The organism is Streptomyces humi, from assembly GCF_001005085.2.
In the GTDB taxonomy this organism is placed as follows: domain Bacteria; phylum Actinomycetota; class Actinomycetes; order Streptomycetales; family Streptomycetaceae; genus Streptomyces; species Streptomyces humi.
This window is the reverse complement of record NZ_LBMU02000055.1, coordinates 13,964-38,333: the sequence shown is the minus strand read 5'-3', so window position 1 is coordinate 38,333 and position 24,370 is coordinate 13,964. Positions and strand designations below refer to the sequence as shown.

Here is a 24,370-nt window from a genome sequence, read left to right as displayed (position 1 = left end):
ATGAACCACCCGAGATACTCAAAGATGGTTGTTTGAATCATCCAGCCGGTGCAGGATGGGGCTCTTCCACTCACTAGGAGACCCATGCGCGTCACCTCCGTCGAGTCGACCGAGTTGTTCGTCGGCAGCCCCGAGACCCCGCACCAGGTGGTGGCGGCCGAGGTCGAGCACATACCGGGCCGTGCGGTCCGGCTGACCGTCGAAGGGGCCGTGAGCGGTGTCGGGGAGACGGCCGTGACCGTCGGCGAGGACGGCACCGTACGCGCCGAGATCCCTGTGACGGGCGAGAGCGGCCCGATGACGGTCGTCGCCACCGACGGGGACGAAGTCGCGCGTCTCGGCGGCGAGTTCACGGTCGCCGAGCCGGGCTGGACCATGTTCATGGTCAGCCACTTCCACTACGACCCCGTCTGGTGGAACACCCAGGCCGCCTACACCGAGACCTGGGACGTCGCCGACGACCCGGCCGTCACCGGACTGCCCGCCCGCACCTTCGACTCGCGCGGCCAGTCCGGGATGAGCCTGGTCCGCGCCCACTGCGACCTCGCACGGCGCGACCCGGCGTACACGTTCGTCCTGGCGGAGGTCGACTACCTCAAGCCGTACTGGGACGCCTTCCCGGAGGAGCGGGCCTTCCTGCGCCAGCTGATCCGCAGCGGCCGGGTCGAGATCATGGGCGGCACCTACAACGAGCCGAACACCAACCTCACCGGCGCCGAGGCCACCGTACGCAACGCCCTGTACGGCGACGGGTACCAGCGGGCGATCCTCGGGGCGTCACCGGAGACGGCCTGGCAGCTCGACGCCTTCGGGCACGACCCGCAGTTCCCCGGGCTGATGGCGGACGCCGGGGTCAGCTCCAGCTCGTGGGCGCGCGGACCCTTCCACCAGTGGGGGCCGACGCTGTCCGTGTTCGGCGAGGAGCCGCGGGATCCGAAGCGGATGCAGTTCCCGGCGGAGTTCGACTGGATCGCCCCCTCGGGGCGCGGCATCCTCACCGCGTACATGGTCAACCACTACGGCGCGGGCTGGCGGATCGACAACGCGCCGACGCTGCCGGAGGCGGAGGCCGAGGCCCTCAAGCTGTTCACGGGGCTCAAGCAGGTCGCACTCACCCGGAACGTGCTGCTGCCGGTCGGCGGGGACTACGCGCCGCCGTGCCGCTGGGTCATGGCCATCCACCGCGACTGGAACGCCCGTTACGTCTGGCCGCGGTTCGTCAGCGGCATTCCCCGCGACTTCTTCGCCGCCGTACGCGCCGAGTTGACCGCCGAGGGCCGCAAGGCCTCGCCGCAGACCCGGGACATGAACCCGGTCTACACCGGCAAGGACGTCTCCTACATCGACACCAAGCAGGCCCAGCGGTACGGCGAGACGCTCCTCGCCGACGCCGAGGCCTGGGCGACCCTGGCCTCCCTGATCACCGGGCACGCCTACCCGGACGCGGCCCTCGACAAGGCCTGGCGGCAGCTGGTCTACGGCGCTCACCACGACGCCATCACCGGCTCCGAGTCCGACCAGGTCTACATCGACCTGCTGACCGGCTGGCGGGAGCTGGCCGACCTCGCCGAGACCGTGCACGCCGACGCCACGAGGGCGCTCGCCGACAGCGTGGCGCCCGGCGGCGGACCGGACCTCGTCGTCTTCAACTCCGCCACCTGGCAGCGCCGGGACGTGCTCACCGTCGACGACCCGGGCCTCGTCCCCGTCGGCGACGACTCCCGGCCACTGCCGGCCGTACGCGAGGAGGACGGCACGCTCCGGGTCGTCATACCCGAGGTCCCCGGTGTGGGCCTGAAGACCGTGCCGCTGTACACGGGCCGCGTCCCCGGATGGGTTCCCGGCGAGGGCACGACCATCCGCAACGAGTTCTACGAGGTGACGGTCGACCCGGCCCGCGGCGGCGCCGTCAGCGGCCTCAGGGCGCTGGCCGAGGGGGGCCGTGAACTGCTGCGCCCCGGCGACATCGGCAACGAACTCGTCGTCCAGGAGGAGTACCCCCGTCACCCGCGCTTCGGCGAGGGCCCCTGGCACCTCACCCCGACCGGCACGACCGCCGCACGCGGCGGTGACGTCACCGCCGACATCGATGTCGAGCACTCCCCCGCCGGCTCCCGGATCACCGTCCGGGCCGACCTCGGCCTCTTCACGTACACGCAGCGGCTGACCCTGTGGACGGGCGTCGACCGGCTCGACGTCACCACCACGATCGACGGCTACGACGGCGCCGACCGCCTCGTCCGGGTGCGCTGGCCCTCGGACGTGCGGGGCGGGCTGCCCGTGCACGAGGTCGCGGACGCGGTGATCGGGCGCGGGTTCGGTTTCGTGGACGTCGACAGCGAGCGTTTCCCGTGGACGCTGGACAACCCCGCCAACACCTGGTTCGGCCTCGGGTCCACGGCCCGGGTCGCGGTCCACGACGACACCGGGACGCTGCTGGGCCACCGGTCCGTCGGCGTCGCGGAGCTGGTGTACGCCGACTGGGACGAGGCCGGCGAACTGGGCGCCCCGCTCGCGGCGGCCCTGGTCCGCACGGGGGTCACCGCCACCTCGACCATCGCCGGCGGCCCCCGCTACGGCGACCTGGAGGTCGACTCCAACCTGCCCGACCTGCGGATCGCCGTGGGCGGACCGGACCGCAACGCGCTGGTCGCCGAGGCACTCGCCATGGACCCGGCGGCCGGCCGCGAGCTGCGCCGACAGCTCGCCGAACGGGGCACGGCCGCCGTCTGGGTGGCGCCCCGCGCCTCCCTGCGCGAGGAGTGGGTGCCCGGCGCGGACCTCCGCGACCTGGAGCGGCTGCCGCTGCTCGTGATCGCGGGCCCGGACGCCGCGGGTGACGCCGAGGCGGTCGACGCGCTCGTCGCCGACCTCGCCGACTTCACCGTGTCGGCCACCGCGGCGGGCGGCGGTGAGGCCCTGCCGCCCGGCGACGCCTGGGACGGGCGCGGATTCGCCGTGCTGAACCGGGGCACACCCGGCTGCGTGGTGACCGCCTCCGGCGACCTCTACATGTCCCTGATGCGGTCCTGCACCGGCTGGCCCTCCGGCATCTGGGTCGACCCGCCCCGGCGCACCGCGCCCGACGGCTCGGCGTTCCAGCTCCAACGCTGGTCGCACACCTTCGAGTACGCGGTCGTCGCGGGCGAGGGCGACTGGCGGGAGCTGGAGCTGCCCGCCCGCGGGCACGCGTACAACCGTCCGCTGACGGGACACGTGCGGGGCGGGGGCGGGGGCGGGGGCGGAGGCGCGAGTCCCACGCTGCCCCGCACGGCCTGCCTGCTGTCCGTGGAGCCCGCCCGCGAGGTGATCCTCGACGCGCTGAAGCCGGTGGGCTCACCGCTGGCCCGGGGCGGTACGGACGCGGTGGATCCGGGGCGCGGGGTCGTGGTGCGGGTGCACGAGGCGAACGGACAGCCGGTGCGGGCGCGGGTGCGGGGGCCCGTCGGGTGGGCCGGCGGCGCGCGAGCGGACGTACTGGAGAGGGCGGGAGAGCCGCTTGCCCCGGAGGGCGGGGGCTCGCTGGGGGTGGACCTCGGCGGCTTCGAGGTGGCCACGGTGCTGGCGACGCCGGTCACCGCCGCGGGGTGCTCGGGTCCCGGTGTGGCGGCGCACGAGCCCGCGCAGCCGGTCGGCACCCGGTACTGGCTGCACAACTCGGGCCCGGCCCCGCGTGGCAACATGCCGGTCGCGCTGTACGTGTCGCCCACGTCGCTGACCGCTGCCGGTCCCGTCACGGCGACGGTCCGGGTGAGTTCCGAGCTGACGGACGCGCCGGTGTCCGGCACGGTGGCCTTCGAGCTGCCGGACGGCTGGACGGCGGAGCCCGCATCGTTGCCGTACGAGCTGGGCCCCGGCGGGTTCACGCTGGCCGAGGTCACGGTGACGCCGGCGCCGCACGCCGGGCCCGGCCGCCATCGGCTCGCCGCGCGGCTGTCGTACGGCGGCCAGACGTACGAGGACGTGGTGGGCCTGGACGTGCCGGGCGGGCCGCCCGCGGGCTCCGGCCTGGTGTGCGCGCTGGGCACCGACCGGATCACCGTACGGCGGGGGGAACGGGCCCGTGTCCCGGTCGCCCTGCGCAACACCACCCGGGGCCCGGTCACCGGCCAGCTCTGGGCCGTCTCCCCGTGGGGCACCTGGCCTGGGGTCGTTCCGGGCCTCCAGGGCTTCACGGTGCCCCCCGGGGAGACAGTGGAGGCCGTGATCGAGGTGGACGGCTCGGCCGTACCGCGCGGCTCGTACTGGCTGCTGGCGAAGGCCGCGTGGCACGGCTGTGTGACGTACACGGAGGCCGTGGTGCTGGAGGTGACGGATGCGTGAGGCGGTGAGGCCGGGAGAAGCGGTGGCGCCGGGAGAGAGGGTGCGGCCGGGAGAGGCGGTGGGCCCTGGCGGGACACGGCACCGTCGCACCCGCACGCCTCCCTCGGCCGCTGGTCCCCATGCCGCGTTCATCGGGCCGGACGCGGTCCCCAGGGCGCGGGTGGACGCCCTGCTCGCCGCCGTTCCGGCTCGTGACCCGGTGGCCTCCCGGCCCGAGTCGCTCGCGCGGGCGGAGCGGCAGCGGCGACGCTGGGCGACGCAAGTGGTCGTCGCCGACGAACTCGCGCGGCGGGAGTGCGCCGCGCGAGGGCTGGAGGTGCCTCCCGAGGCGTCCGCGGAGCGGCTGCTCACCGTCGCCGGGGACGATGTCGCCGGCCTGGGGAGCATCGTCGCCGCGGCGCTGGCCCACTCGGCGGCCGCGCGGGTGCTGCTGGACGCCCTGGAGGCCGGGCAGGTGGTACCCGAGGCCGACGTGCGGGACTACTACGGGCGCAACCGGGACCGCTTCCTCACCCCGGACGCGCTCAGACGCGGGGTCGACCCCTTCGGGGGCACCGCGCCCGACGACGTCCTCCCCTACGAGGCCGTCCGCGAGGGCGTGGTGCGGGAACTGCGCCGCGCGGCGGGCCGGCGGGCCTTCTTCGGCTGGCTGGACCTGGCCCGGGGCCAGGTCGTGTACGCGCACGGTCACGAACACCCGGGCGATCCCGGCCATTCGGACCACGAACACCGTCACTGACGCGGCTCCGTCAGCCGTACGGAATCCAAACGCAACACGGCCAGGCATTGACCTCCGATGACTTCTGGTCCACATTTTCATCAATCGGAATCCAAGTTGGTGATTTGAACCAGCTACATTTCCTGACTCGCCCGGTCGCAGGAGGGCCCATCACATGCGCGTAAGAAGACTGACCCGCACCTTGACCTGTATCGCCGCGCTGTCGCTGGCAACCGCCGGCTGCGGTCTGTCCGGTGGCGGCTCCGGTGACGGGGGCGCCACCGCCGGCGGTTGCAAGGTCGACAAGGGCAACGTCGGCTCGGGGAAGCTGACCGGGGAGGTCAAGGGCACGATCACCTTCCAGACCACGAACCTGAAGAAGGACTTCGGCGGCTTCTTCAACGGAGTGATCGCGGACTTCCAGAAGGCCCACCCCGGCACCAAGGTCAAGTGGATCGACGACCCCGGTGACAACACCTTCACCAGCCGGACCGTCGCCGACGCCCAGGCCTGCACGATGGCCGACGTCATCAACGTCAACGCACCGACGGCGACGGCCCTGACCAAAGCCGGCTACCTGCTCGACGTCGGCACGAAGGACCCCGACGCGTCCAAGCCCTTCGTCCCGTCGTTCTGGAAGACCGCCACCTTCCCGGACGCCTCGGGCAAGTCCATCCACACCACGCTGCCCTGGTACACCGGCGGTGTCCTGCTGACGTACAACAAGGACCTGCTGGAGAAGGCCGGCGTCGACCCGGCGAAGCCGCCGACGACCGTCTTCGGGCTCTTCGCCGACTACGAGAAGATCGCCAAGGCCGCCGACGGCAAGTACTTCGCGACGATGGCCAACCCGGTCTGGCGCATACCCGCCGACTTCGACCAGATGAACATCAAGGTCCTCTCCGGCGACGGCAAGTCCGCCGTCTTCGCCGACGACCCGCGCACCACCCAGTGGGTGGCGTGGATGGCGAAGCTGTACAAGGAGGGCGCGATGCCGAAGGACTCGCTGTCCTCCAGCAACGACCCGTCCACCCTCTACAGTCAGGGAAAGGTGGCCTACGGTTCGACGAACCCGAGCTTCGTGCGGTTCGTGAAGCAGAACAGCCCGTCGGTCTACGCCAAGACGGCCGTCGGCCAGCAGCCCTACGACGCCCTCGGCGTCGCCTCCGCCGGCGCCCCGCAGTACATCTCGGTCGCCGCGACCAGCGAACACGCCCCGGTGGCCCTCGCGTTCGCGGAGTTCCTCACCAACGCCGAGAACCAGACCGCCTGGTGCAAGGACCCGGACGTGGTGATCTTCCCGACGACCTCGGCGTCGCTGGACGACCCGTTCTTCCAGAAGGTCACCGGCACCGACCCGTTCTCCCAGGCCCGCAAGCTGGTCGCCGACCAGCTCAAGACGGCCTCCACCAACCAGACCAACCTCTCCCCGGCCGTGCAGAACGCCATCGTGGCCCAGGTGCAGCTGGCCATGCAGGGCAAGAAGAGCGCGGCGGACGCCGTCAAGGACGCCCAGGAGAAGGCGAACGAACTGCTGAAGCAGGGCAGCTGACCGTGACGGCACAGATCATGAAGCCGGCGTCCGGCGCGGAGGCCAGGACCTCCGCGCCGGGCCCGGCCCCGTCCCGCCTCCGCCGGCTCGCCAAGGCAGCTCTGCCCGGCCCCGCGCCCGGAGCCAACGGAGCGGCCATGTACCGCCGTTGGTGGCTGCCGTGGCTGTGGACCGCCCCCGCGATCGGGTGCGCGGTGGTCTTCGGGGTGTTCCCGTTCCTCAACACGGTCCTGCTGTCGTTCACCGACGCCAAGCCACTGGGCGGCGCCGCGGGTTTCGTCGGGCTCGACAACTACACGCGGATGCTCCAGGACGACGACTTCTGGCTCGCCACCCGCAACAGCGTCCTGTACGCGGTGGTCGTCGTCCCGCTGATGGTGCTGCTGCCGCTGATGCTGGCCGTCCTGGTGGAGAAGAACCTCCCCGGCATCGGCTTCTTCCGATCGGCGTTCTACACACCGGTGCTGGCCTCCAGCGTGGTCGTCGGCCTGAGCTGGCAGTGGCTGCTCGCGGACGACGGGCTGGTCAACACCTGGCTGGAGAAGGCCCATCTGATCAGATCGGCCGTCCCGTTCCTGTCGGACTCGTGGCTGATCCTGCTGTCCGCGATGGGTCTGACCCTGTGGAAGGGTCTCGGCTGGTACATGGTCTTCTACCTGGCCGCCCTCGGGAACGTGCCCAAGGAACTGCACGAGGCCGCGCAGATGGACGGCGCCGGTGCGGTGCGCCGCTTCTGGCACATCACCATCCCCGGCGTCCGGCAGGCCATGATGCTCGTCGGCACGCTCACCGGCATCGGCTCGCTCAGGGTGTTCACCGAGATCTACATGCTCGGCAGTTCCACCGGCGGCCCCGGCGGAGCCGACCGCACCCTGCCGTTCTACATCCGGGACGTCGGCCTGGACCCGATCACCGGCAACGCGGGTTACGGCTCGGCCGTCAGCGTGGCCCTGTTCGCGCTGACGCTGGGGCTGACCCTGCTGGCGCAGCGCCTGACCAAGGAGGACGAGTCATGACGACGAGTGTCGTCGAGACCAAGGGCCGTCGCCTGCTGCCGCGTTGGCGTGACTACGGCCGGCCACGCGAGCTGGTCGTCCGCTACCTGCTCCTCCTCCTGGTGCTCGGCCTGACCGTGGGCCCGCTGCTGTGGCAGCTGCTGGCCTCCCTGAAGGGCACGAGCGAGGACGTCTTCGGCGCGGACGCCACCCTGCTGCCGCACCACCCGACGCTGCGCGCCTACCGGACGGTCTTCGACCAGGTACCGGTGTGGTCGTACATCAGGAACAGCCTGATCGTGGTCGCCCTGTCGATCACCAGCCAGCTGGTCTTCTCCACGACGGCCGGCTACATGCTCTCCAAGCCCGCCTGGAAGGGCCGCAAAGCGGTCTGGGTGGTGCTGGTCGCCTCGATGATGTTCCCCTTCGAGTCGATCATGGTCTCGCTGTTCATCAGCATCCGCGACCTGGGCCTGGTCGACAGCCTGGCCGGCGTGTGGCTGCCCGGCTTCGTCGGCGCCATCAACGTGCTGCTGATGCGCGGCGCGTTCCTCGCGGTACCGCGCGAGATCGAGGACTCGGCGATGCTGGACGGCGCGAACGAGTGGCAGCGCTTCAAGTACCTGTATCTGCCGTCCGCGTGGGGCGCGATCATGGTGGTCGTCATCAACACGTTCATCAGCGCATGGGACGACTTCCTGTGGCCGCTGATCGTGCTGCGCTCCGAGAGCAACATGACGCTCACGCTGGGACTTTCCCGGCTACAGAGCTCGTCGTTCGGCTACGACCAGCGCATGGTCATGGCCGGTTCGGTGATCTCCGTGATCCCGGTGCTGGTGCTGTTCGTGATCACGCAGCGGTGGTTCTACAAGGGCGTGTCCTCGGGAGCGGTCAAGATCTGAGGTCCAGGGTCAGCGGTACGGCGGTGAGGGCCGCCCGTGCCGAGGAGGCGACCCGGATCTGAACGACGTCGGCGCCGGCCAGTCGGTCGGCGCCGAGTCGTGTCAGGACCGTGCGGCACTCGCCCGGCGCGAGGTCGACGCCCTCGAACGCGCACAGTTCGAGGGTGCGCGGCCAGCTGGCGGTGATCATCCGCCGCAGATAGACCTGTACCATCGAACGCCCTTGCCGGACACCGGTGTTGGTGACCTCGACGGCGACGGTCCGGCCGTCGAGCCGGGGCGCGCCGAACACGAAGTCCGTATACGCCAGTCCGTGCCCGAAGGAGTAGGCGGGCTCGGCGCTCCCGTCGACGTAGCCGCCGTACTCGGTGTCCTTGTGGTTGTAGTAGACGGGGAGTTGGGCGGCCGAGCGCGGCACGGAGACCGGCAGCCGCCCTGTCGGTTCCGCGAGCCCGAGCAGCACCTCGGCGATCGCCTCGCCGCCCCACGGGCCCGGATACCAGGCGGTGAGCAGGGCGGGCGCGGTGTCCGGGACGACGTGCGGGCGCCCCTGGACCAGGACGACCGCGGTGGGCGTGCCGGTGGCGACCACGGCGTCCAGCAGTGTGTACTGGGCGGCGCCGAGACGGAGTTCGGCGAGGTCGACGCCCTCACCGCAGGTCATGTGGTCGACGGCGGTCAGGGCCGCGCCGTTGGCGTCGAACTCGGTGCCGGCGCCGCGCGCGCTGCTGCCGCCCAGCACCAGCACGGCGAGGTCGGCGGCGGCGGCCTCGGCGATCGCGGCCGGGATCCCGGAGAGGTCGTCACCGGTGAGGGCGCAGCCCCGGGCGTGCCGGATGTCGAGTCCGGGCGGGGCCAGCCGGCGCAGAGCGTCGAGGACCGCGCTGCCGGTACCGGGGCGCTGCGGAGCCGTGTAGTCGCCCGACTGGTGGGCGACGGTGGCGGCCTGGGGTCCGAGGACGGCGACACGGGTTACGTTTCCGCCGATGGGGAGTACCCCGTCGTTGCGCAGGAGGGTGACGGCGGCGCGGGCGACTTCCTTGCTGAGGTCCCCGCCCGCTTCGGGTGCGGAGGACTCGGGGGTCCCGTCGAACAGCCCGAGGCGGAACTTGAGGCGCAGCACCCGGGCGACGGCGGTGTCCAGCACGGTCTCCTCGACGAGCCCACGCTCGACCGCTTCCTCCAGGTGCGTGAACCCCTCGTCCCAAAGGCTCAGATCCACACCGGAGTTGAGGGCGAGTGCGCCCGCCGACACCTTGTCACCGGTGATGCGGGCCAGCCGGTCGACGGCCAGGCCGTCCGCCATGACCAGCCCTTCGAAACCCCAGTCGTCCCGCAGGAGTTCGGTGAGCAGGGCGCGGTTGCCGGCGCAGGGCATGCCGTCGACCTCGTTGTACGCCGCCATGACGGCGGCGGCGCCCGCGCGGACGCCGGCCCGGGCGGCGGGGAGATGGATCTCGTGCAGCTCGCGCCGGCCGAGCTCGGACTCGGCGGAGTTGCGGCCGCCGACGGTGGCCCCCTGGCCGGCGAAGTGCTTGAGGACGACCGGGGCCCTGTCGGCGGCGAAGGAGCCGTCCGGGGAGACGGTGCCCTGCGCGCCGCGGACCAGCGCCTCCGTCAGTCGCGCGGCGAGGTACGGGTCCTCGCCGTAGCACTCCTCGGTGCGGCCCCAGCGCGGGTCGCGGGAGACGTCGAGCGCGGAAACGAGGGCGACATGGCCGCCGCGGGACCGGAGTTCGGCGGCGGCGTGGGCGGCGGCACGCTCGTACAGCTCCGGGTCCCAGGTGGCGCCGACGGCCAGGTTGACCGGGAAGACCGTGCCGTCGAGGGCCATGAGGCCGTGCGGGACCTCCTCCACGAACAGGGCGGGGATGCCGAGGCGGCTGCGCTCCACGACGTGCCGCTGCACCGTCTCGGCGAGGGCCGCGCCGTGTTCGGCGTCCGGTCCGTTGTCGTGGTCGACGCCGGACCAGGCGTCGGCACGCTGCAAGCCGTACAGGGCACCGAGCCCCTCGAAGCGCTCGGTCTCGGCGTACAGGGCGTCGGTGAGTTCGAAGCCGCCGTCGGGGGTGTGCCGGTAGGCGTCCCAGCCGTACATGCGCTGGTTGACCTGCCCCACCTTCTCCCGCAGGGTCATCCGGGAGAGGAGATCGCTGACGCGGGCGTCGACGGGGGCGGTGGGGTCGCGGTAGAGGAGGTTGGCGCGGCAGAGGTGGTCGCTCATCGTCCGGGGCTCTCCGGGGTGTCGTTCACGGGTGTCGCGCCGGCGGGTCCGCCGGTGGGTGATCCGCCGTCGGAAGATCCGCCGTCGGCGTGTCTGCTGTCGGCGTGTCTGCCGTTCACAGGGCCCGGCCGTCGTACATGAAACGCGCGAGCGCCACCGCGCCCGGTCCCCCGTCGGGCACCCAGTCGAGGTTCAGGCCGAGGACACGCAGGCGCTCGGTCAGCGGGGCGGTCATCGGACCGGCCGGGCCGAGCAGTCCGCCGGTGGCGACGATCCGCTCACCGGGGCCGGGCTCCAGCGCGCGGACCGTGGCCAGCAGGTGGTCCGCGGCCTCGTCGAGGATCTCCAGCGCGACGGCGTCCTGCTCGCCGGCCGCCTCGGCGACCAGCGGTGCGAACCGGGCGAGCCGGATCGGTGGATCGGCCATCACGGCGGGCAGCAGATGCCTGCGGAAGTCCTCACGCCGGGCGCGGGACCAGTCGGCGGCCCCGACGGCCCGGGATCCCGCACCGACCGGGCCGAGCGCGCAGACCGGGCCGACCGGGGCGGGGGCGCCTGTCTCGTCGTACGACGGCACGCTTCCCGTGGGCAGGACGTCCACCGGCAGGCCGAGCGAACGCCCGACCCGCTCGGCCAGTACCGTCTCCCGTCCCCGCCCGTCCGCCATGCGCAGCGCGGCGCGCACCGCGCTGCGCCCGATCCAGAAGCCGCTGCCCTCGTCACCGAGAAGCCAGCCGTCGCCGTCCACGGTGGTCGTGGCCTGCCGGCCGGCGATGCGCATGGCGACCGCGCCGGTACCGGCGACCAGGGCAAGACCGTCGGCCGGGGCGCCGGGAGCCGCGGCGAAGGCTGCCTCGATGTCGCTCCAGATGCCGACCGGGCCCTCGGGCACGCCGAGCCGGCGCAGCGCCTCGGTGAGGGCACGGCGGGCCCGGACCGTCCCGGGATCGCCCGCGTCGGCCGCCGTGGCACCGGCGAATCCGCCGGCCACGGCGACGACCCGATCGCGGGCCCCTTCGGGCATCACCGCGGCGAGCGCCTCGGCCAGACAATCGGTGAGCTGCCGCGGCGGCACGGTCAGGGCGTTGCCCGGACCGGCCGTGGCCTCGGCCAGCACACGGCCGTCGGCGGCGCCGGCGAGCACGACACGGGTACGGGTGCCACCGGCGTCGAGACCGATGACGAGTTTCTGGTTCAAATCATTACCCATCACTGACTATGGTGGTTGATACATTCGCGCAGGACAAGAGCAATTCGCGAACGACCGGACAGGAACTCCGGGAAGCCGGCTCAGGGAGGGTCCCATTTCCACGCTCCGCTTCGGCGTCAACTACACGCCCCGTCACGGCTGGTTCCACTCCTGGCAGGACTTCGATCCGGCCCGGACCCGTGAGGATCTGGCCCAGATCGCCGGCCTCGGTCTCGACCACGTCAGGGTCTTCCACCTGTGGCCGCTCCTCCAGCCCAACCGCACCCTGATCCGGACCGCCGCCGTGGACCAGTTGGTGCGGCTGGTGGACCTGGCCGCCGAAGAGGGCCTCGACGTCCTGGTGGACGGCGTGCAGGGCCACCTGTCGAGCTTCGACTTCTACCCGGAGTGGACCCGCAGCTGGCACCACCGGAACGTGTTCACCGACCCCGAGGCGATCGAGGCCCAGGCGGTCCTGTTGCGTACGCTGGGCGGCGCCCTGACCGGCCGTCCGAACCTCATCGGCCTCCAGCTCGGCAACGAGCTCAACAACCTGGTCGAGCACAACCCGGTGACGGTGACACAGGTCGACCACTACCTCGACACCCTGCTGGCGGCGGCCCGCGAGGGCCTGGGCGCCCCCGGTGGCCTGGGCGCCCCCGGTGGCCTGGGCTCGCCAGGTGGCCTGGGCGCGCCAGGGGGCCTGGTCACGCATTCCGCGTACGACGCGGCCTGGTACGGCGACGACCACCCCTTCACCCCCGAGGCGTCGGCCCGCAAGGGCGACGTGACCACGGTCCACCCCTGGGTGTTCTCCGGCGACTGCGCCCGCCGTTACGGCCCGCGCTCTCCTCAGGTCCAGCATCTCGCCGAGTACGGCACGGAACTGGCCACGGCCTACGCGGTCGACCCCGTACGCCCGGTCTGGGTCCAGGAGACGGGTGCCCCGGAGCCCCACATCCCAGCGGCCGACGCTCCCGGGTTCGCTCGCGAAACGGTCCTGAACGTGTCCGGTTGCCCGAACCTGTGGGGCGTGACCTGGTGGTGCTCCCACGACGTCGACCGCTCCCTGGCCGACTTCCCGGAGCTGGAGTACACCCTGGGGCTCTTCGACTCCGCCGGTCGCCCGAAGCCGATCGCGGAGTCCCTCGCGGCCACGATCACGGAGTTGCGGGCCGCACCGCGGACTCCCGAGCGGCGGGAGACAGCCCTCGTCCTGGACTGCACTCCGTCCACCCGCTCGACGTCGGGGCCGGGAGGCACGTACTTCGAGACCTGGATGGAACTGCGCCGACAGGGAGCCCGCCCGGCGGTGGTCCTGGCCGAGCGGGCGAGCGACGAGACGTACCTGGCGGCAAGGGGAATCAAGGAGCTCCTGCGAACGCCGTGACCGGATGCCTTCAGAGGTGTGGGTCCGTGCCCGGCCGTGGCGTCCGCCACGCGGGCGCGGCCCACCGCCCGGCGGCGACCGTCACCGCGTCCCGACCAGCACCTCCGCCAGCGCCCGCAGGTTGACCTTCCCGCGCCCGTAGGAACACACCACCGCGTCTCGTTCCGGCAGGCCCGTGGCGACGCGTATCGCGTCGGGCCGCCGGGCCGTCAGCTCTTCGCTCAAGCGGACCTGCCACGGGTACAGCCCGGCATCGCTGGTGGCGACGACCAACGGCCCGCCCCCGGCACGCCGCAGGATCACCTCGACCAGCGCCCCCGGATCGGCGGGCTCCCCCGTCACCGCGGTCCCCGTGGCCGAAGGATCCACCGACCGCACCGCGGCCGGCAGATCCTCCCCACCCCAGTTCAGCGCGGGATGCGGCGCCGGAAACAGGTCGACGACATGCGCCCCGGTCACCCCGACCGACCCGGCCTGTCCGCTCTGTACACCCTGTCCGCCCTGTCTGCCCTGTCTGCCCTGTCTGCCCTGTCCGCCCACGGCCCGACGAGCGGCCTCCAGCCCGGCCTGGGCGTCCCACGGACCGACCAGGGCCGCGGGCTCCGCATACCGCGAGGAGAGCTTCCGCACCCGCCCCGCCGCCTCCCGCACCCGTCCCTCGGCCAGCGTCCCGGAGCGCAGCGCCGCGAGCACCGCGTCCCGGCACCGCACGGTGACCCCGAGATCGGGCACGGCCACGATCACCTGATCGGCCCCCGCGGCCAGCGCGATCCTCGCCCCCGCCGCCTCCCCGTACCGGTCGGCGATCGCCTTCATCTCCAGCGCGTCGCTGACGAGCACCCCGTCGAAGCCGAGTTCGAACCTGAGCAGGTCCCTCAGGATCCGGCGGCTGAGCGTCGCGGGACGGTTCTGGTCGAGCGCCGGGAACACGACGTGCGCGCTCATCAGCATCGGCACCCCCGCGGCGATCGCGGCCCGGAAGGGTGCGAGGTCGAGTTCCTCGTACGGCCGCGGGTCGACCGCCAGTTCGTGGTGGCTGTCGGTGAGGGTGCCCCCGTGCCCGGGGAAGTGCTTGGCGCAGGAGGCGATGCCCCGCGCCTCGGTCGCCTCGATCCACGCGCGCAGGTGCCGCGAGACCTGCCCGGGATCGTCGCCGAAGGCACGCGTGCGCACGATCGGGTTACCCGCCTGCCGCTGGACGTCCGCGACGGGGGCGTACGAGGCGGTGATACCGAGCACGGCCAGATGCCCGGCCAGCGCGTCGGCGCAGCGCGCGGTCAGGGCCGGGTCGTCGACCACGCCGAGCGCGTAGTTGCCGGGGACCTCCGGGGCACCCGCGGCCACCAGGTGACCGATGCCGCCGCCCTCGTTGTCGATGCCCACCAGCAGGTCGGGGCGGAGGGCGCGCAGGGTGTCGGTGAGCCGACGCACCTGCTCGGCGTCCCGGATGTTGCGGGTGAACAGGATGACACCGCCGAGGCCCCGGTCGATCAGCCGCCTGAGCGTGTCGGGGACGACGGTGGTGCCCTCGAATCCCGCGACCAGGCAGCGGTGGGCAGCCTCGTCCAGATCGGCGGGGAGAACTGCGCGGGCGGGCTGGGGGTCGGTGTGTGTCACTCCTGGAATACTCTGGCTAGTCAAGCCGAAAGTCAACAGACTTCTGGTTCGTTCATTCACCCTTGGAGCGTGGCGGTCCCGACGCCATTTTCGACGTGCTCCGGGCGAGACCCGGTTGAGGAAGGTCCGCGGGTCAGGCCGGTCCGTCGGCTCGGATGCCGGGTGCGGTCGTCCCCAGCCGTTCGGCGAGGAAGGCGATGATCTCGTCACGGGCACGCGTGGTCGGGTGACCCCGCTCGTCGACGAGATGGGCCGTGGTGACGCTGTGCGCGCAGCCGACGACGTCACGGAAGAAGGGCGGCGGGTTCGTGTTCGCCGCGTCGTCCGCCAGCACACGGCCGTCGAACGCGTCGCCGAGCAGAGCCCGGTAGGCAGCGAACCGCCGGCCGGTGCACCACCTGTCGTTCTCGAAGCGGTAGGCGAGGACTGTGAGGCCGTCGCGTCGGACGCGCTCGGCGACGCGCGCGGCGTCGTCGGCTGCGATCTCCAGGCCTGCCGGGTCGTCGAGAGGGAGCGAGGGATGGTTGACGACGGGGGCGATGACGGCGGGTTCGAGCGTCATGGTCAGGGCGAAGTTGCCGGTGAAGCACAGCCCGACCGCGCCGACACCCGGCCCGCCGCACTCCGCGTGCGCCACGCGCGCGAGCCCGCGCAGCCACGCCACGACGGGGCTGGTGCCGCCGCCGGCGAACGCACGGAACTCGGCGCTGACGCAGGCGCGGCGGACGACGGCCTGGCCCGCGTCGGCGGTCGGGTAGGCCCCGTCGACGCCGAACAGGGAGGGCAGGTACACGCGGAAGCCGGCATCGCGCAGCCAGCGCGCCAGGCGCGCGACGTCCGGGCTGATCCCCGGCATCTCGGGCAGCAGGACGACGGCCGGTCCCGAGCCGGTGACGTGCACGGTCTTGCCGACCGAGTCGATGTCGATGACGCGGTGCGAGAAGTCGTCCAGGGGGTCGTCCAGGGGGGCGTCGTGTCGCAGGTGCGTGGTTGTCATGGGAGGCAGCCTGGCTGGAGACTGGCTCCCTCGGAAACGGCGGCATCGCCAGATAGTGCGGTGAAATCGCCACCCGCTCGTGTCGGGGGGACATGTGGGAACACTGCGACTGGGAGTCCTGGCCTACCCCGGCTGTTTCGGCTCGGAGGTGTTCGGAGTCCCGGACCTGCTGGTGATGGCCCGTCACGTCGCCGCGGCACAGGGGGCGGTACGGCCTTCGTTCGAAGCGTCCGTGGTCTCGCCCCGGCAGCGGGTGGTCGCCTCCGGTGGTCTGGCCGTCGGCGTCTCGGCCATGCGCCCGGTGGACGTGCTGGTCGTACCGGGGTTCGAGCTCTCGCCCGCGCTCGATCTCGACGCGGCACTGGCTGACCTGCGGCCCGAGGTGGCGGCCATTCACTCGCAGGCGGTCTCCGGAGCCGCCGTCGTGTCGATCTGCGTCGGCGCCTTCCTCACTGCCGAGGCCGGCCTGCTCGACGGGCGCGAGGCGACGACCTCCTGGTTGTTCGCGGATCGCCTCGCCCGCCGGTACCCCGACGTGAAGGTGCGCCCCGAGCGCCTGGTCGTCACCGACCGCGGGGTGACGACCACGGCCGCCTTCAGCGCCATGTACGACTACGCGCTCCAGCTCATCCGCGAGCAGGACGGCGCCGGCGTCGCCCGTGGCACCGCGCGTGTGGCGCTCGTCGACGACGCCCGTACCACCCAGTCCCCGTACGTCGACCCGGCGCTGCTGCCCGTCGCGGGCCGGGAGTTCTCCCGCGGTGTGAAGCGGTGGCTCGATCAGAACCTGGGGTCCCGCTACGACCTCTCCGCCCTCGCCGCGGCGTTTCACGTGAGCACGCGGACGATGCTCCGCCGCTTCGGAGAGGAGGCGGGCCAGACCCCTCTCGCGTACGTGCAGTCCGCTCGGGTCCGCCGGGCCCGGCTGCTGCTGGAGACGACCGACAGGACGGTCGCGAGCATCGCGGCCGGCGTCGGGTACGCCGACGCGAGCACGTTCAGTGCCGTGTTCGCCCGGCACACGGGCAGGCGGCCACGGGACTACCGCGCGATGTTCCGCCGTTCGCCCGCAGATCCGGTCCGCCTCGTCCCGGGCGAGCCCGGCATCCGCTGACGACCCACGGAGTTCCGAATCCGTTCCTGGGTGAGCGGTAATCGGCAGATGGCTCCGCCTTCTCCCGATCGTCCTGCAACTGCCGGGCACAGGAGGCCTGTTGCCCGGCAGCTCAGGCCGGGGTCCGTCGACGCGAGCGGGGACCGGGATCTAGCCCAGGAGGTGCGACAGCGGCTCGTCGCCCTTCGCCTGGGTCGAGTTCTCGGTGCACTGCTGGTTCTGCGGCGCCGACAGGATCGGCACGTCCTGGAGCACGGAAACCGGCACGACTCCGACGAGGGAGGCGGCGTCGACCTTGACCGGCACGCCGGCACAGATGTTGTTCAGCGAGCCCTGGACCAGGGCCGTCTGGGGGCTCATGGCCCCGTCGGTCTTGGAGTTGCCGAATGCCGTCTGAGCGTTGTTGCCGCTGAGGCTCGTCGTTCCACCGTCGTTGTCGCTGGCCATCGCCTGAGGGGCGATCCCGAGCAAGCCGACCGCGAGCACTGTTGTGACGATCATCTTTTTCATGCTCTGTTCCTGCCCGGGCAAGAGAGCCAGTTCCTCCGGAACTCCTCGACATCACCCGATCGGTGGGTCGGAGGGACACCCCGCCGGCCCACCGGCAAAGAACGTCACAACTGCCCGACGGAGCCGGCACCGGCGGCTGCCCACCCCTCGAGCGCCCGTACAGAAGACATGCTCGATCACGCCCTCGCGGATGATCAGAGACAGCCGTTTGTAGTCCAGGTGCGGCACCTTCGTACCGGGCAGGTGAGCAGCTGCGTCGTCGTCCTCGGGGACTGGCAGGTCGGCGGGCAGGCTCGTGCATCCGCCGGGTGAGCTCGTCGATCGCGTCCCGGTAACCGGCCAGTGAGGCCGGACAGTCGTCGCCGTATCGATGGCCGGCCGCCAGGCACTCCTGGAACGGGCGGGTACGTTCAACAGGAACACCGAGACCGCTGGCGGGAAGGACGACGGCCGGAGCGGGGTGGACCGAGGACCGACCATGCGGGCCTCTTTCCAGCCAACAGCCCCGGCGCGGTTACGTTGAGTGACAGACTGGTGGCCATGAAGAGTGAGACGTGGACATCCTCCCCCGCACCTTCACCTACGACTGACGCTCCGTCCTCCCCTCACCGTGCTACGCCCGCCGTGCGGGTGGGGGTCGAGGAGGAGTACCTGCTGGTGGACCCGGTCTCCCGCCGGCTCAGCACCCGGGCGGACAAGGTCGTCACCGAAGCAGCCGGCGAACTCGGTCAGAGGGTCACCACCGAACTGACCCGCTACCAGGTCGAGGTCCGCACCGACCCCCACACCAGCCTCGCGGCCCTCGGCGAGGACCTCCGCCATGCCCGGCACGCCGTCGCACGCGCCGCCGCACGTCTGGGACTGCGCATCATCTCCAGCGGCACACCCGTCCTGGGCCAGCACACTCCCCCGCCACTCGCGGCCGGACAGCGTTATGCGCAGAGTCTGGCCACCTTCCGCGCACTGGACCACGAGCAGACCGTGTGCGCCTGCCACATCCACGTGGAGATCCCCGACCTGGACACCGCTCTCGCCGTCAGCAACCACCTGCGTCCCCACCTGCCCGCACTGATCGCCTTGAGCGGCAACTCGCCCTACTGGCAAGGCCAGGACACCGGCTACGACAGCTGGCGCACCCTGACCTGGCAGCGCTGGCCCGTGGCCGGGCCCCCGCCCTACTTCGAGTCCGCCGCCCACTACGAGGACCTCGTCGGCCGGCTCATCACCAGCCACACCCTCCTGGACCGCGCCAGCGTGTACTGGGACATCCGCCCCTCCCACCACGTCCCGACCCTGGAAATCCGCGTCACCGACGCCGCCCCCACCCCCGACGACACCCTCCTGCTGGCCGCCGCCGTCAAAGGCCTGACCACCGCAGCCCTCGCCGCAGTGCGTGACGGACGACCCGGGCCGAGACCGGAAACGGAGATGCTGCGGGCCGCGTGCTGGCGCGCCGCACGTGACGGCGTGAAAGGCCACAGCATCGACCTGCCCTCCGGTCGGCTCCAGCCCGCCGGCCTCCTCCTCGAGCAGCTCTGGAACACCGCCTTACCCGCCCTGCCCTCCGACGACCTCGGCATCGCCGGCACCGTCCGCCGACGCCTGGCCGGACAGGGCAACGGGGCCGACCGCCAACGAGCCGCCTACCGCCACCGGCACAGTCACCATGACGTCGTCGACCACCTCATCCAGCAGACCGTCTGACCACCGACGACTCCCGTCAGGCCGCGCAAGCGGCCCCGGCCAGGGCCAGGGCCAGGGCCAGGGCCAGGGCCAGGGCCAGGGCCAGGGCCAGGCAGTGAACATGGTCGATCTCAAGGGGCCGACTCGGCTTGGGCCCATGCCCGCCTCTCACGAGCCTGCCGGCCCCGCCTCGCCTCCCGGCAACCTTCACCGGCGGGACCAGGCGGTGCGACGGCTGGTGCCACGCCCTAAGCTGCGGGCATGACCGAGATCCAGACCCCGACGCCCCGCGACGCCTTCGAGCTGCTGCTGGCCGGTAACCAGCGCTTCGTCGCGGGCTTCCCTGAGCACCCCAACCAGGATTCCACCCGCCGCGCCGAGATCGCACCCTCGCAGCAGCCCTTCGCCGTGCTGTTCGGGTGCTCCGACTCCCGGCTGGCCGCCGAGATCATCTTCGACCGCGGCCTGGGCGACCTGTTCGTGGTGCGCACCGCGGGCCATGTGATGGGCCCGGAGGTGCTGGGCAGTATCGAGTACGGCGTGGACATCCTGGGCTGCCCGCTGGTCGTGGTCCTCGGTCACGACTCGTGCGGCGCGGTCGGCGCCGCGTGCGCCGCGCTGGAGGACGGCATGACGCCGTCCGGATACGTCCGGGACGTCGTCGAGCGGGTCACCCCCAGCGTGCTGTCCGCGCGGGCCGCCGGACACGTCGAGCCCGAGGAGATCCTCGCCGAGCACATAAGGCACACCGTCGACCTGCTCCTGGACCGTTCGCGGGTCCTCGCCGACAGGGTCGCCGCCGGCCAGGCCGCCGTCGTGGGCCTGTGCTACCGCCTGGCCGACGGCAGTGCGCAGGTCGTCGCCTCCCGTGGCCTCGACGCGGCGGTGCCCGCCGCTTCCTGACCGCCCGGCCGCGGCCGCTCAGCGTTGGTGTCGTCGCAGGACCCTCGTGTGCCGGGGACGGGGAACAGGTCATCATCGACGGCTGGCGGCACGGGCTGTGCCCGTGCCGCCAGCGCGCCGGGCGCTCCGCCGAATCCGTCACGCATCTGCCCCGGCCCCCCTCTCGGGGATGAGCAAGGGCATGGCGACGGTGCCGGTCACACGGTGGACCGGGGCCCCGCGGCGCGGCGGAGCCGGTTGGCGATCGCCAGTCCCAACCCTTCCTGGGCCGGCACGGACGCGACGATGAGATCGCAGCCCCGCTGGTCGAGTTCACGCAGGAACCCGTACAGCCCGCGCGCGTAGGCGGCCATCGAAGCAGGCACCGCCACCACGGTGTGCGCCTTCACCGGGGCGCCGGCGAAGGGGGCGGGCACGAAGACGCCCACCCGGTGTCCCAGCTCCTGGGCGCGCTCCGCCTCGGCGATGACCTTCTCCGGCTCCACCAGGACGACCCGCGCACGCGGCGCGTAGTGCGACGGATGCTGGCCCGGCACCCGGATGTGGCTGGCCGAGGGGACCGCGAGCGGGAATCCGAGTACCGCTTCGAGGTCCTCGCGGGTCACACCGCCGGGCCGCAGGATGCTCGGGGCCTCGCCGGTGACGTCGACGATGGTGGACTCGACGCCGACCTGGCAGGGGCCGCCGTCCAGCACGAAGTCGACGGCGTCGCCGAGCTCGTCCCGGACGTCGTTCGCCGTGGTCGGACTGACCTGGCCGAAGCGGTTGGCGGACGGGGCCGTGACACCGCCGGCGAAGGCCGCCAGCAGCGCGAGCGCGACGGGGTGGTCCGGCACACGCACGGCGACCGTGTCCAGGCCGCCGGTCGCTTCGAGAGGCACGCGGGAACCGCGCCGCAGGACCAGCGTGAGCGGCCCGGGCCAGAAGTGTTCGGCCAGCAGGCGAGCCGTGGCGGGCACGTCCTCAACCCAGTCGTCCAGCTGCTCCGCGCCGCCGATGTGGACGATCAGCGGGTGGGAGGGCGGGCGCCCCTTGACCTGGAAGATGCGCGCGACGGCGGCGGGATCCTCGGCGTTCGCGCCCAGTCCGTAGACGGTCTCGGTCGGGAGGGCCACCAGGCCGCCGGCGCGCAGCACACCGGCCGCCTTCTCGATGTCACTGGTTCCTGCTGTCACCCTCGCCATCCTAAAAGCACAGGAGACCGCCGACGACCATGGGCGATCTCAGCGCCGTCGGCGGAGCGGGTAGCGGGCGAGCGGGCGAGCGCCTCCTGAGGCGTCGTGCCGTCGTGAGACGCTGACAGCCGTTCTCCTCGGGTGGCACTGCCGACGCCATCTGCAACGTCACCCGAATGGCCCAACGTGACGTGCCACCCACATGGGTGAAGATCAGGCTGGCCAGTGCCCCAATTGAGGCAATCCGTGAAAGGGGAACCACATGCGCATTCGACGAATCCTCGCCGCCGTCATCGCCACGGCAGCCCTCGCCGGACTCGGCCTCACAGGCGCCGCCACCGCCACCGCCGCCAGCCTCACCCCGGGTGAGTGCGAGCAGGGCGGCGGAACTGTGAACTGGGCGAACAACACGTGCAGTGGCGGCAGGTTCGACGGGCAGATGGTCGACTGAATCCCACCAGGCGCCCCGCAGCCACGCGCTGCGGGGCGCTCCCCCGTGAGCACAGGACGCCACGCTCGGTGATCCGGGCCCGTGTCCGCATGCACAGGACGACCTCAACAAGGCACGGCCATGCGGCGAAGCCGACCTTGATTACGAACCAGCACCGGCCCCGGCGGGAGCCGATCGGGTCCCACGACGCCCATCACGGGGGGGGCTCCGTCGGTCTGTTCGCGTTGCGCTGTCGGGGTGCCGCGGGCTCAAGTCCGTGCGGGCGGTGACCGATGTCCTCCCTGGAAGATCCTCCTGGGAAGGGCTGGACACTGTGACGTCAGCATCGGTGCGGCGGACGCTGGACTCGCTCGCGCTTGCCGTCGACGACCTGCGGGCCGGGCGCCCGGTCATCGTGGTCGACGACGAGGACCGGGAGAACGAGGGGGACCTGGTCATGGCGGCCGAGTTCGCCACTCCCGAGGCCATCGGGTTCTTCGTGCGCTGGACCAGCGGCCTGATCTGCGCACCGCTGGCACCGGAGGTGGCCGACCGGCTTCAGCTGCCGCTGATGGTCCCGCCCCTCGCGGGCACCGACCCGGTCGGGGCGACCGCGTTCACCGTGTCCGTGGACGCGGCGGGCACCGGCTCGGGGATCTCCGCCGCGGACCGGGCGAGCACCGTACGGGCGCTGGCCGACCCGCACACCCTTCCCGACCGGTTGACGCGCCCCGGGCACGTGTTCCCGCTGCGATCCCGCCCGGGCGGGATCGCCGAACGGCGCGGGCACACCGAGGCCACCGTCGACCTGCTGCGGCTGGCCGGCCTCAGCCCTGTCGGAGTGATCAGCGAGGTCTGCCAGGACGACGGCTCCGTCGCCCGCTTCGAGCAGCTGCGTGCCTTCGCCGACACGCACGGCCTCGCACTCGTCTCCATCGAGCAGATCGCCGACGGGCTGCGCAACGCCCAGACGGTGACCCCGTGACGGTGGCGGCCCGGGCGACGATCTTCGATCTCGACGACACCCTGCTCGACACCCAGCACCTGTGGCCGCGGGTCTGCGCCGCGTTCGCGGCCCGCCACGGGCACCGCTGGCGCACCGAGGACACCCTCGCACTGCACGGCAACGGCGCCTGGGCCGCCTACGTGGCTGCCCTGTGCGCCGACGCGACGGGACCCGACGAGGTGATCGAAGCGTGCACCGTCGCGATGATCGGCGAAGTCGACGCCGGACGCGTACACGCACTCCCCGGCGCGGTGGACCTGGTGCGCGAAGCCGCACGGCACGGGCTGATCGGCATCGCCACCGCCAGCCCCCGCCGCTTCGTCCACGCCGCACTCGAACGGCTCGGGCTCGCAGCGCGGCTGCACACCGTCGTCTGCGGCGAAGACGTGACCCGGGCCAAGCCCGCGCCCGATGCCTATGCGCGCGCGGCGTACGAACTCGGCGTCCCGGCCTCCGAGTGCCTGGCCGTGGAGGACTCCCCCAGTGGCATCCGTTCGGCGGTCACCGCGGGCATGCGCGTCCTCGCCATTCCGCGCGACGGCACGGAGCTGCCCGCCGACGTCGCCGGGCTGGCAACGGCTCAGGCTCGCAGCGCGGCCCACGCTCTTCCCACGCTGGTCCGCATGCTCAGGCCCGACCTGGCGGCGCGGGCCTCCGAAGGCGCACTCGACCACGTTCCGTGATCAGGCAGCGAGGCCGGGGCGTCGGTGCTGAGCCCGGCGGTCAGTCCGCCGGCTGGTGGGAGGGACGCTCGGACTCCGCTGTGGCGGCCCAGGAGGAGAGCAGGCGCAGTCCCTCCTCGGAGACCGAGCCGGGTTCCGCGGTGTAGACGGTGAGCGTGAGGCCGGGTTCGGCGGCCATCTCCAGGCCCTCGTAGGCGAGCGTCAGGTCACCGACGGCGTGGTGGTGGAAGCGCTTGGTGCCGGTGCCGTGGTGGCGGACGTCGTGGGCGCCCCAGCGCGTGCGGAAGTCGTCGCTGCGGGTGGACAGCTCGCCGACCAGGTCGTGGAGGTCCTTGTCGTGGGGGTCGCGCCCGGCTTCGGTGCGCAGGATGGCCACGGCCATGTCGGCGGCCAGGTCCCAGTCGGGGTAGAAGCGGCGCGAGGCGGGGTCGAGGAACTGGAAGCGCGCCAGGTTGGCCTGGTTGCCGGCCGAGGCGTAGACGTCGTCGTAGAAGGCGCGGGCGAGCTGGTTGGTGGCGAGCAGGTCCATACGGCCGTTGCGGACGAAGGCCGGGCCGGTGGTGACGGCGTCCAGGACCCATTGCAGGCTCCGGTGGGCGGTCCAGGCCCGGGTGGCGCGGCGGCGGGGCCGCGTGAGGGCGTCGGAGCCGTCGGCGGCCTGCGCCAGGTTCAGGAGGTGGGCGCGTTCGGCGTCGTCGAGGTGAAGGGCGCGGGCGACGGCTTCGAGGACGGCCGGGGAGGCTCCGGCGAGGTTCCCGCGCTCCAGTTTGGCGTAGTACTCCACGCTCACATCGGCGAGCGCGGCGACCTCGCTGCGGCGCAGGCCGGGCACCCGCCTGCGGCTGCCCGCGGGCAGTCCCGCCTGTTCGGGGCTGATCTTCGCGCGCCGCGAGGTCAGGAACTCGCGTACCTCTGCCTGGTTGTCCACGCCTTCGACGGTACGTCCTGCCCGCGTCCAC

The 24,370-nt window shown here is 72.3% G+C and carries 19 protein-coding genes; 12 read left to right on the top strand and 7 right to left on the bottom strand.

Annotation, left to right across the window (positions count from 1 at the left end; genetic code table 11):
* The first annotated feature begins 84 nt into the window (after positions 1-84).
* From AAW13_RS24625 to AAW13_RS24605, 5 genes are all read left to right on the top strand, one after another.
* The gene (locus AAW13_RS24625; RefSeq protein WP_046731776.1) at positions 85-4,323 is read left to right on the top strand and encodes a glycoside hydrolase family 38 N-terminal domain-containing protein; all 4,239 of its coding nucleotides are present in this window, start codon (positions 85-87) and stop codon (positions 4,321-4,323) included.
* Complete coding sequence (locus AAW13_RS24620) at positions 4,316-5,062, top strand: peptidyl-prolyl cis-trans isomerase (RefSeq protein WP_420855491.1); 747 nt, start codon at positions 4,316-4,318, stop codon at positions 5,060-5,062. The genes AAW13_RS24625 and AAW13_RS24620 overlap by 8 nt, the downstream gene beginning before the upstream one ends.
* A 154-nt stretch (positions 5,063-5,216) precedes the next feature.
* Positions 5,217-6,593 carry an extracellular solute-binding protein gene (locus AAW13_RS24615; protein ID WP_046731774.1) on the top strand — a complete coding sequence of 459 codons (1,377 nt, stop codon included), beginning with the start codon at positions 5,217-5,219 and terminating at the stop codon, positions 6,591-6,593.
* A gap of 17 nt (positions 6,594-6,610) precedes the next feature.
* Positions 6,611-7,609, top strand: coding sequence for a carbohydrate ABC transporter permease (locus tag AAW13_RS24610; RefSeq protein ID WP_046731807.1), 999 nt, complete (start codon positions 6,611-6,613; stop codon positions 7,607-7,609).
* Positions 7,606-8,490: a carbohydrate ABC transporter permease gene (locus AAW13_RS24605; RefSeq protein WP_046731773.1), complete on the top strand. Its 885-nt coding sequence runs from the start codon at positions 7,606-7,608 to the stop codon at positions 8,488-8,490. The genes AAW13_RS24610 and AAW13_RS24605 overlap by 4 nt, the downstream gene beginning before the upstream one ends.
* Here AAW13_RS24605 and AAW13_RS24600 read toward each other — a convergent pair.
* Positions 8,480-10,714 (bottom strand): glycoside hydrolase family 3 N-terminal domain-containing protein, encoded by a 2,235-nt coding sequence (locus tag AAW13_RS24600; protein ID WP_107483399.1) that lies wholly within the window; start codon positions 10,712-10,714, stop codon positions 8,480-8,482. The genes AAW13_RS24605 and AAW13_RS24600 overlap by 11 nt on opposite strands.
* 115 nt (positions 10,715-10,829) lie before the next feature.
* Positions 10,830-11,924: an N-acetylglucosamine kinase gene (locus tag AAW13_RS24595; protein ID WP_046731772.1), complete on the bottom strand. Its 1,095-nt coding sequence runs from the start codon at positions 11,922-11,924 to the stop codon at positions 10,830-10,832.
* A gap of 94 nt (positions 11,925-12,018) precedes the next feature.
* On the opposite strand from AAW13_RS24595, the gene AAW13_RS24590 reads away from it, so the two are divergent.
* Entirely contained in the window at positions 12,019-13,293 is a 1,275-nt protein-coding gene (locus AAW13_RS24590; RefSeq protein ID WP_046731771.1) for a glycoside hydrolase 5 family protein, read from the top strand.
* An 81-nt stretch (positions 13,294-13,374) separates the two neighbouring features.
* On the opposite strand, the gene AAW13_RS24585 is transcribed toward AAW13_RS24590, so the two are convergent.
* Together AAW13_RS24585 and AAW13_RS24580 are read right to left on the bottom strand one after the other, a co-directional pair.
* Positions 13,375-14,910 carry a glycoside hydrolase family 3 protein gene (locus AAW13_RS24585; protein WP_046731770.1) on the bottom strand — a complete coding sequence of 512 codons (1,536 nt, stop codon included), beginning with the start codon at positions 14,908-14,910 and terminating at the stop codon, positions 13,375-13,377.
* A gap of 133 nt (positions 14,911-15,043) precedes the next feature.
* On the bottom strand, positions 15,044-15,907 hold the full coding sequence (locus AAW13_RS24580) for a dienelactone hydrolase family protein (RefSeq protein WP_046731769.1): 864 nt from the start codon (positions 15,905-15,907) through the stop codon (positions 15,044-15,046).
* Between the two features lie 94 nt (positions 15,908-16,001).
* Between AAW13_RS24580 and AAW13_RS24575 the strand changes: the two genes are divergently transcribed.
* Positions 16,002-17,021, top strand: a complete 1,020-nt coding sequence (locus AAW13_RS24575) for a GlxA family transcriptional regulator (protein ID WP_240528719.1) — start codon at positions 16,002-16,004, stop codon at positions 17,019-17,021.
* A 150-nt stretch (positions 17,022-17,171) separates the two neighbouring features.
* On the opposite strand, the gene AAW13_RS24570 is transcribed toward AAW13_RS24575, so the two are convergent.
* Positions 17,172-17,531 carry a rodlin gene (locus tag AAW13_RS24570; protein ID WP_046731768.1) on the bottom strand — a complete coding sequence of 120 codons (360 nt, stop codon included), beginning with the start codon at positions 17,529-17,531 and terminating at the stop codon, positions 17,172-17,174.
* Between the two features lie 624 nt (positions 17,532-18,155).
* On the opposite strand from AAW13_RS24570, the gene AAW13_RS24565 reads away from it, so the two are divergent.
* Positions 18,156-19,235, top strand: coding sequence for a carboxylate-amine ligase (locus AAW13_RS24565; RefSeq protein ID WP_046731767.1), 1,080 nt, complete (start codon positions 18,156-18,158; stop codon positions 19,233-19,235).
* Positions 19,236-19,475: 240 nt separating this feature from the next.
* On the top strand, positions 19,476-20,117 hold the full coding sequence (locus tag AAW13_RS24560) for a carbonic anhydrase (protein ID WP_046731766.1): 642 nt from the start codon (positions 19,476-19,478) through the stop codon (positions 20,115-20,117).
* Positions 20,118-20,314: 197 nt separating this feature from the next.
* Here the strand turns inward: AAW13_RS24560 and AAW13_RS24555 are convergent, their stop codons facing one another.
* Positions 20,315-21,301, bottom strand: a complete 987-nt coding sequence (locus AAW13_RS24555; RefSeq protein WP_046731765.1) for an L-threonylcarbamoyladenylate synthase — start codon at positions 21,299-21,301, stop codon at positions 20,315-20,317.
* Positions 21,302-21,554: 253 nt separating this feature from the next.
* Here AAW13_RS24555 and AAW13_RS24550 point away from each other — a divergent pair, with 253 nt between their 5' ends.
* From AAW13_RS24550 to AAW13_RS24540, 3 genes are all read left to right on the top strand, one after another.
* The gene (locus AAW13_RS24550; RefSeq protein WP_046731764.1) at positions 21,555-21,743 is read left to right on the top strand and encodes a hypothetical protein; all 189 of its coding nucleotides are present in this window, start codon (positions 21,555-21,557) and stop codon (positions 21,741-21,743) included.
* Positions 21,744-22,056: 313 nt separating this feature from the next.
* Complete coding sequence (gene ribB / locus AAW13_RS24545) at positions 22,057-22,707, top strand: 3,4-dihydroxy-2-butanone-4-phosphate synthase (RefSeq protein WP_046731763.1); 651 nt, start codon at positions 22,057-22,059, stop codon at positions 22,705-22,707.
* Complete coding sequence (locus AAW13_RS24540; protein ID WP_052768658.1) at positions 22,704-23,411, top strand: HAD family hydrolase; 708 nt, start codon at positions 22,704-22,706, stop codon at positions 23,409-23,411. The genes ribB and AAW13_RS24540 overlap by 4 nt, the downstream gene beginning before the upstream one ends.
* A 40-nt stretch (positions 23,412-23,451) precedes the next feature.
* Here AAW13_RS24540 and AAW13_RS24535 read toward each other — a convergent pair whose 3' ends face one another.
* On the bottom strand, positions 23,452-24,339 hold the full coding sequence (locus tag AAW13_RS24535; RefSeq protein WP_046731762.1) for a helix-turn-helix transcriptional regulator: 888 nt from the start codon (positions 24,337-24,339) through the stop codon (positions 23,452-23,454).
* Positions 24,340-24,370 lie beyond the last annotated feature (31 nt).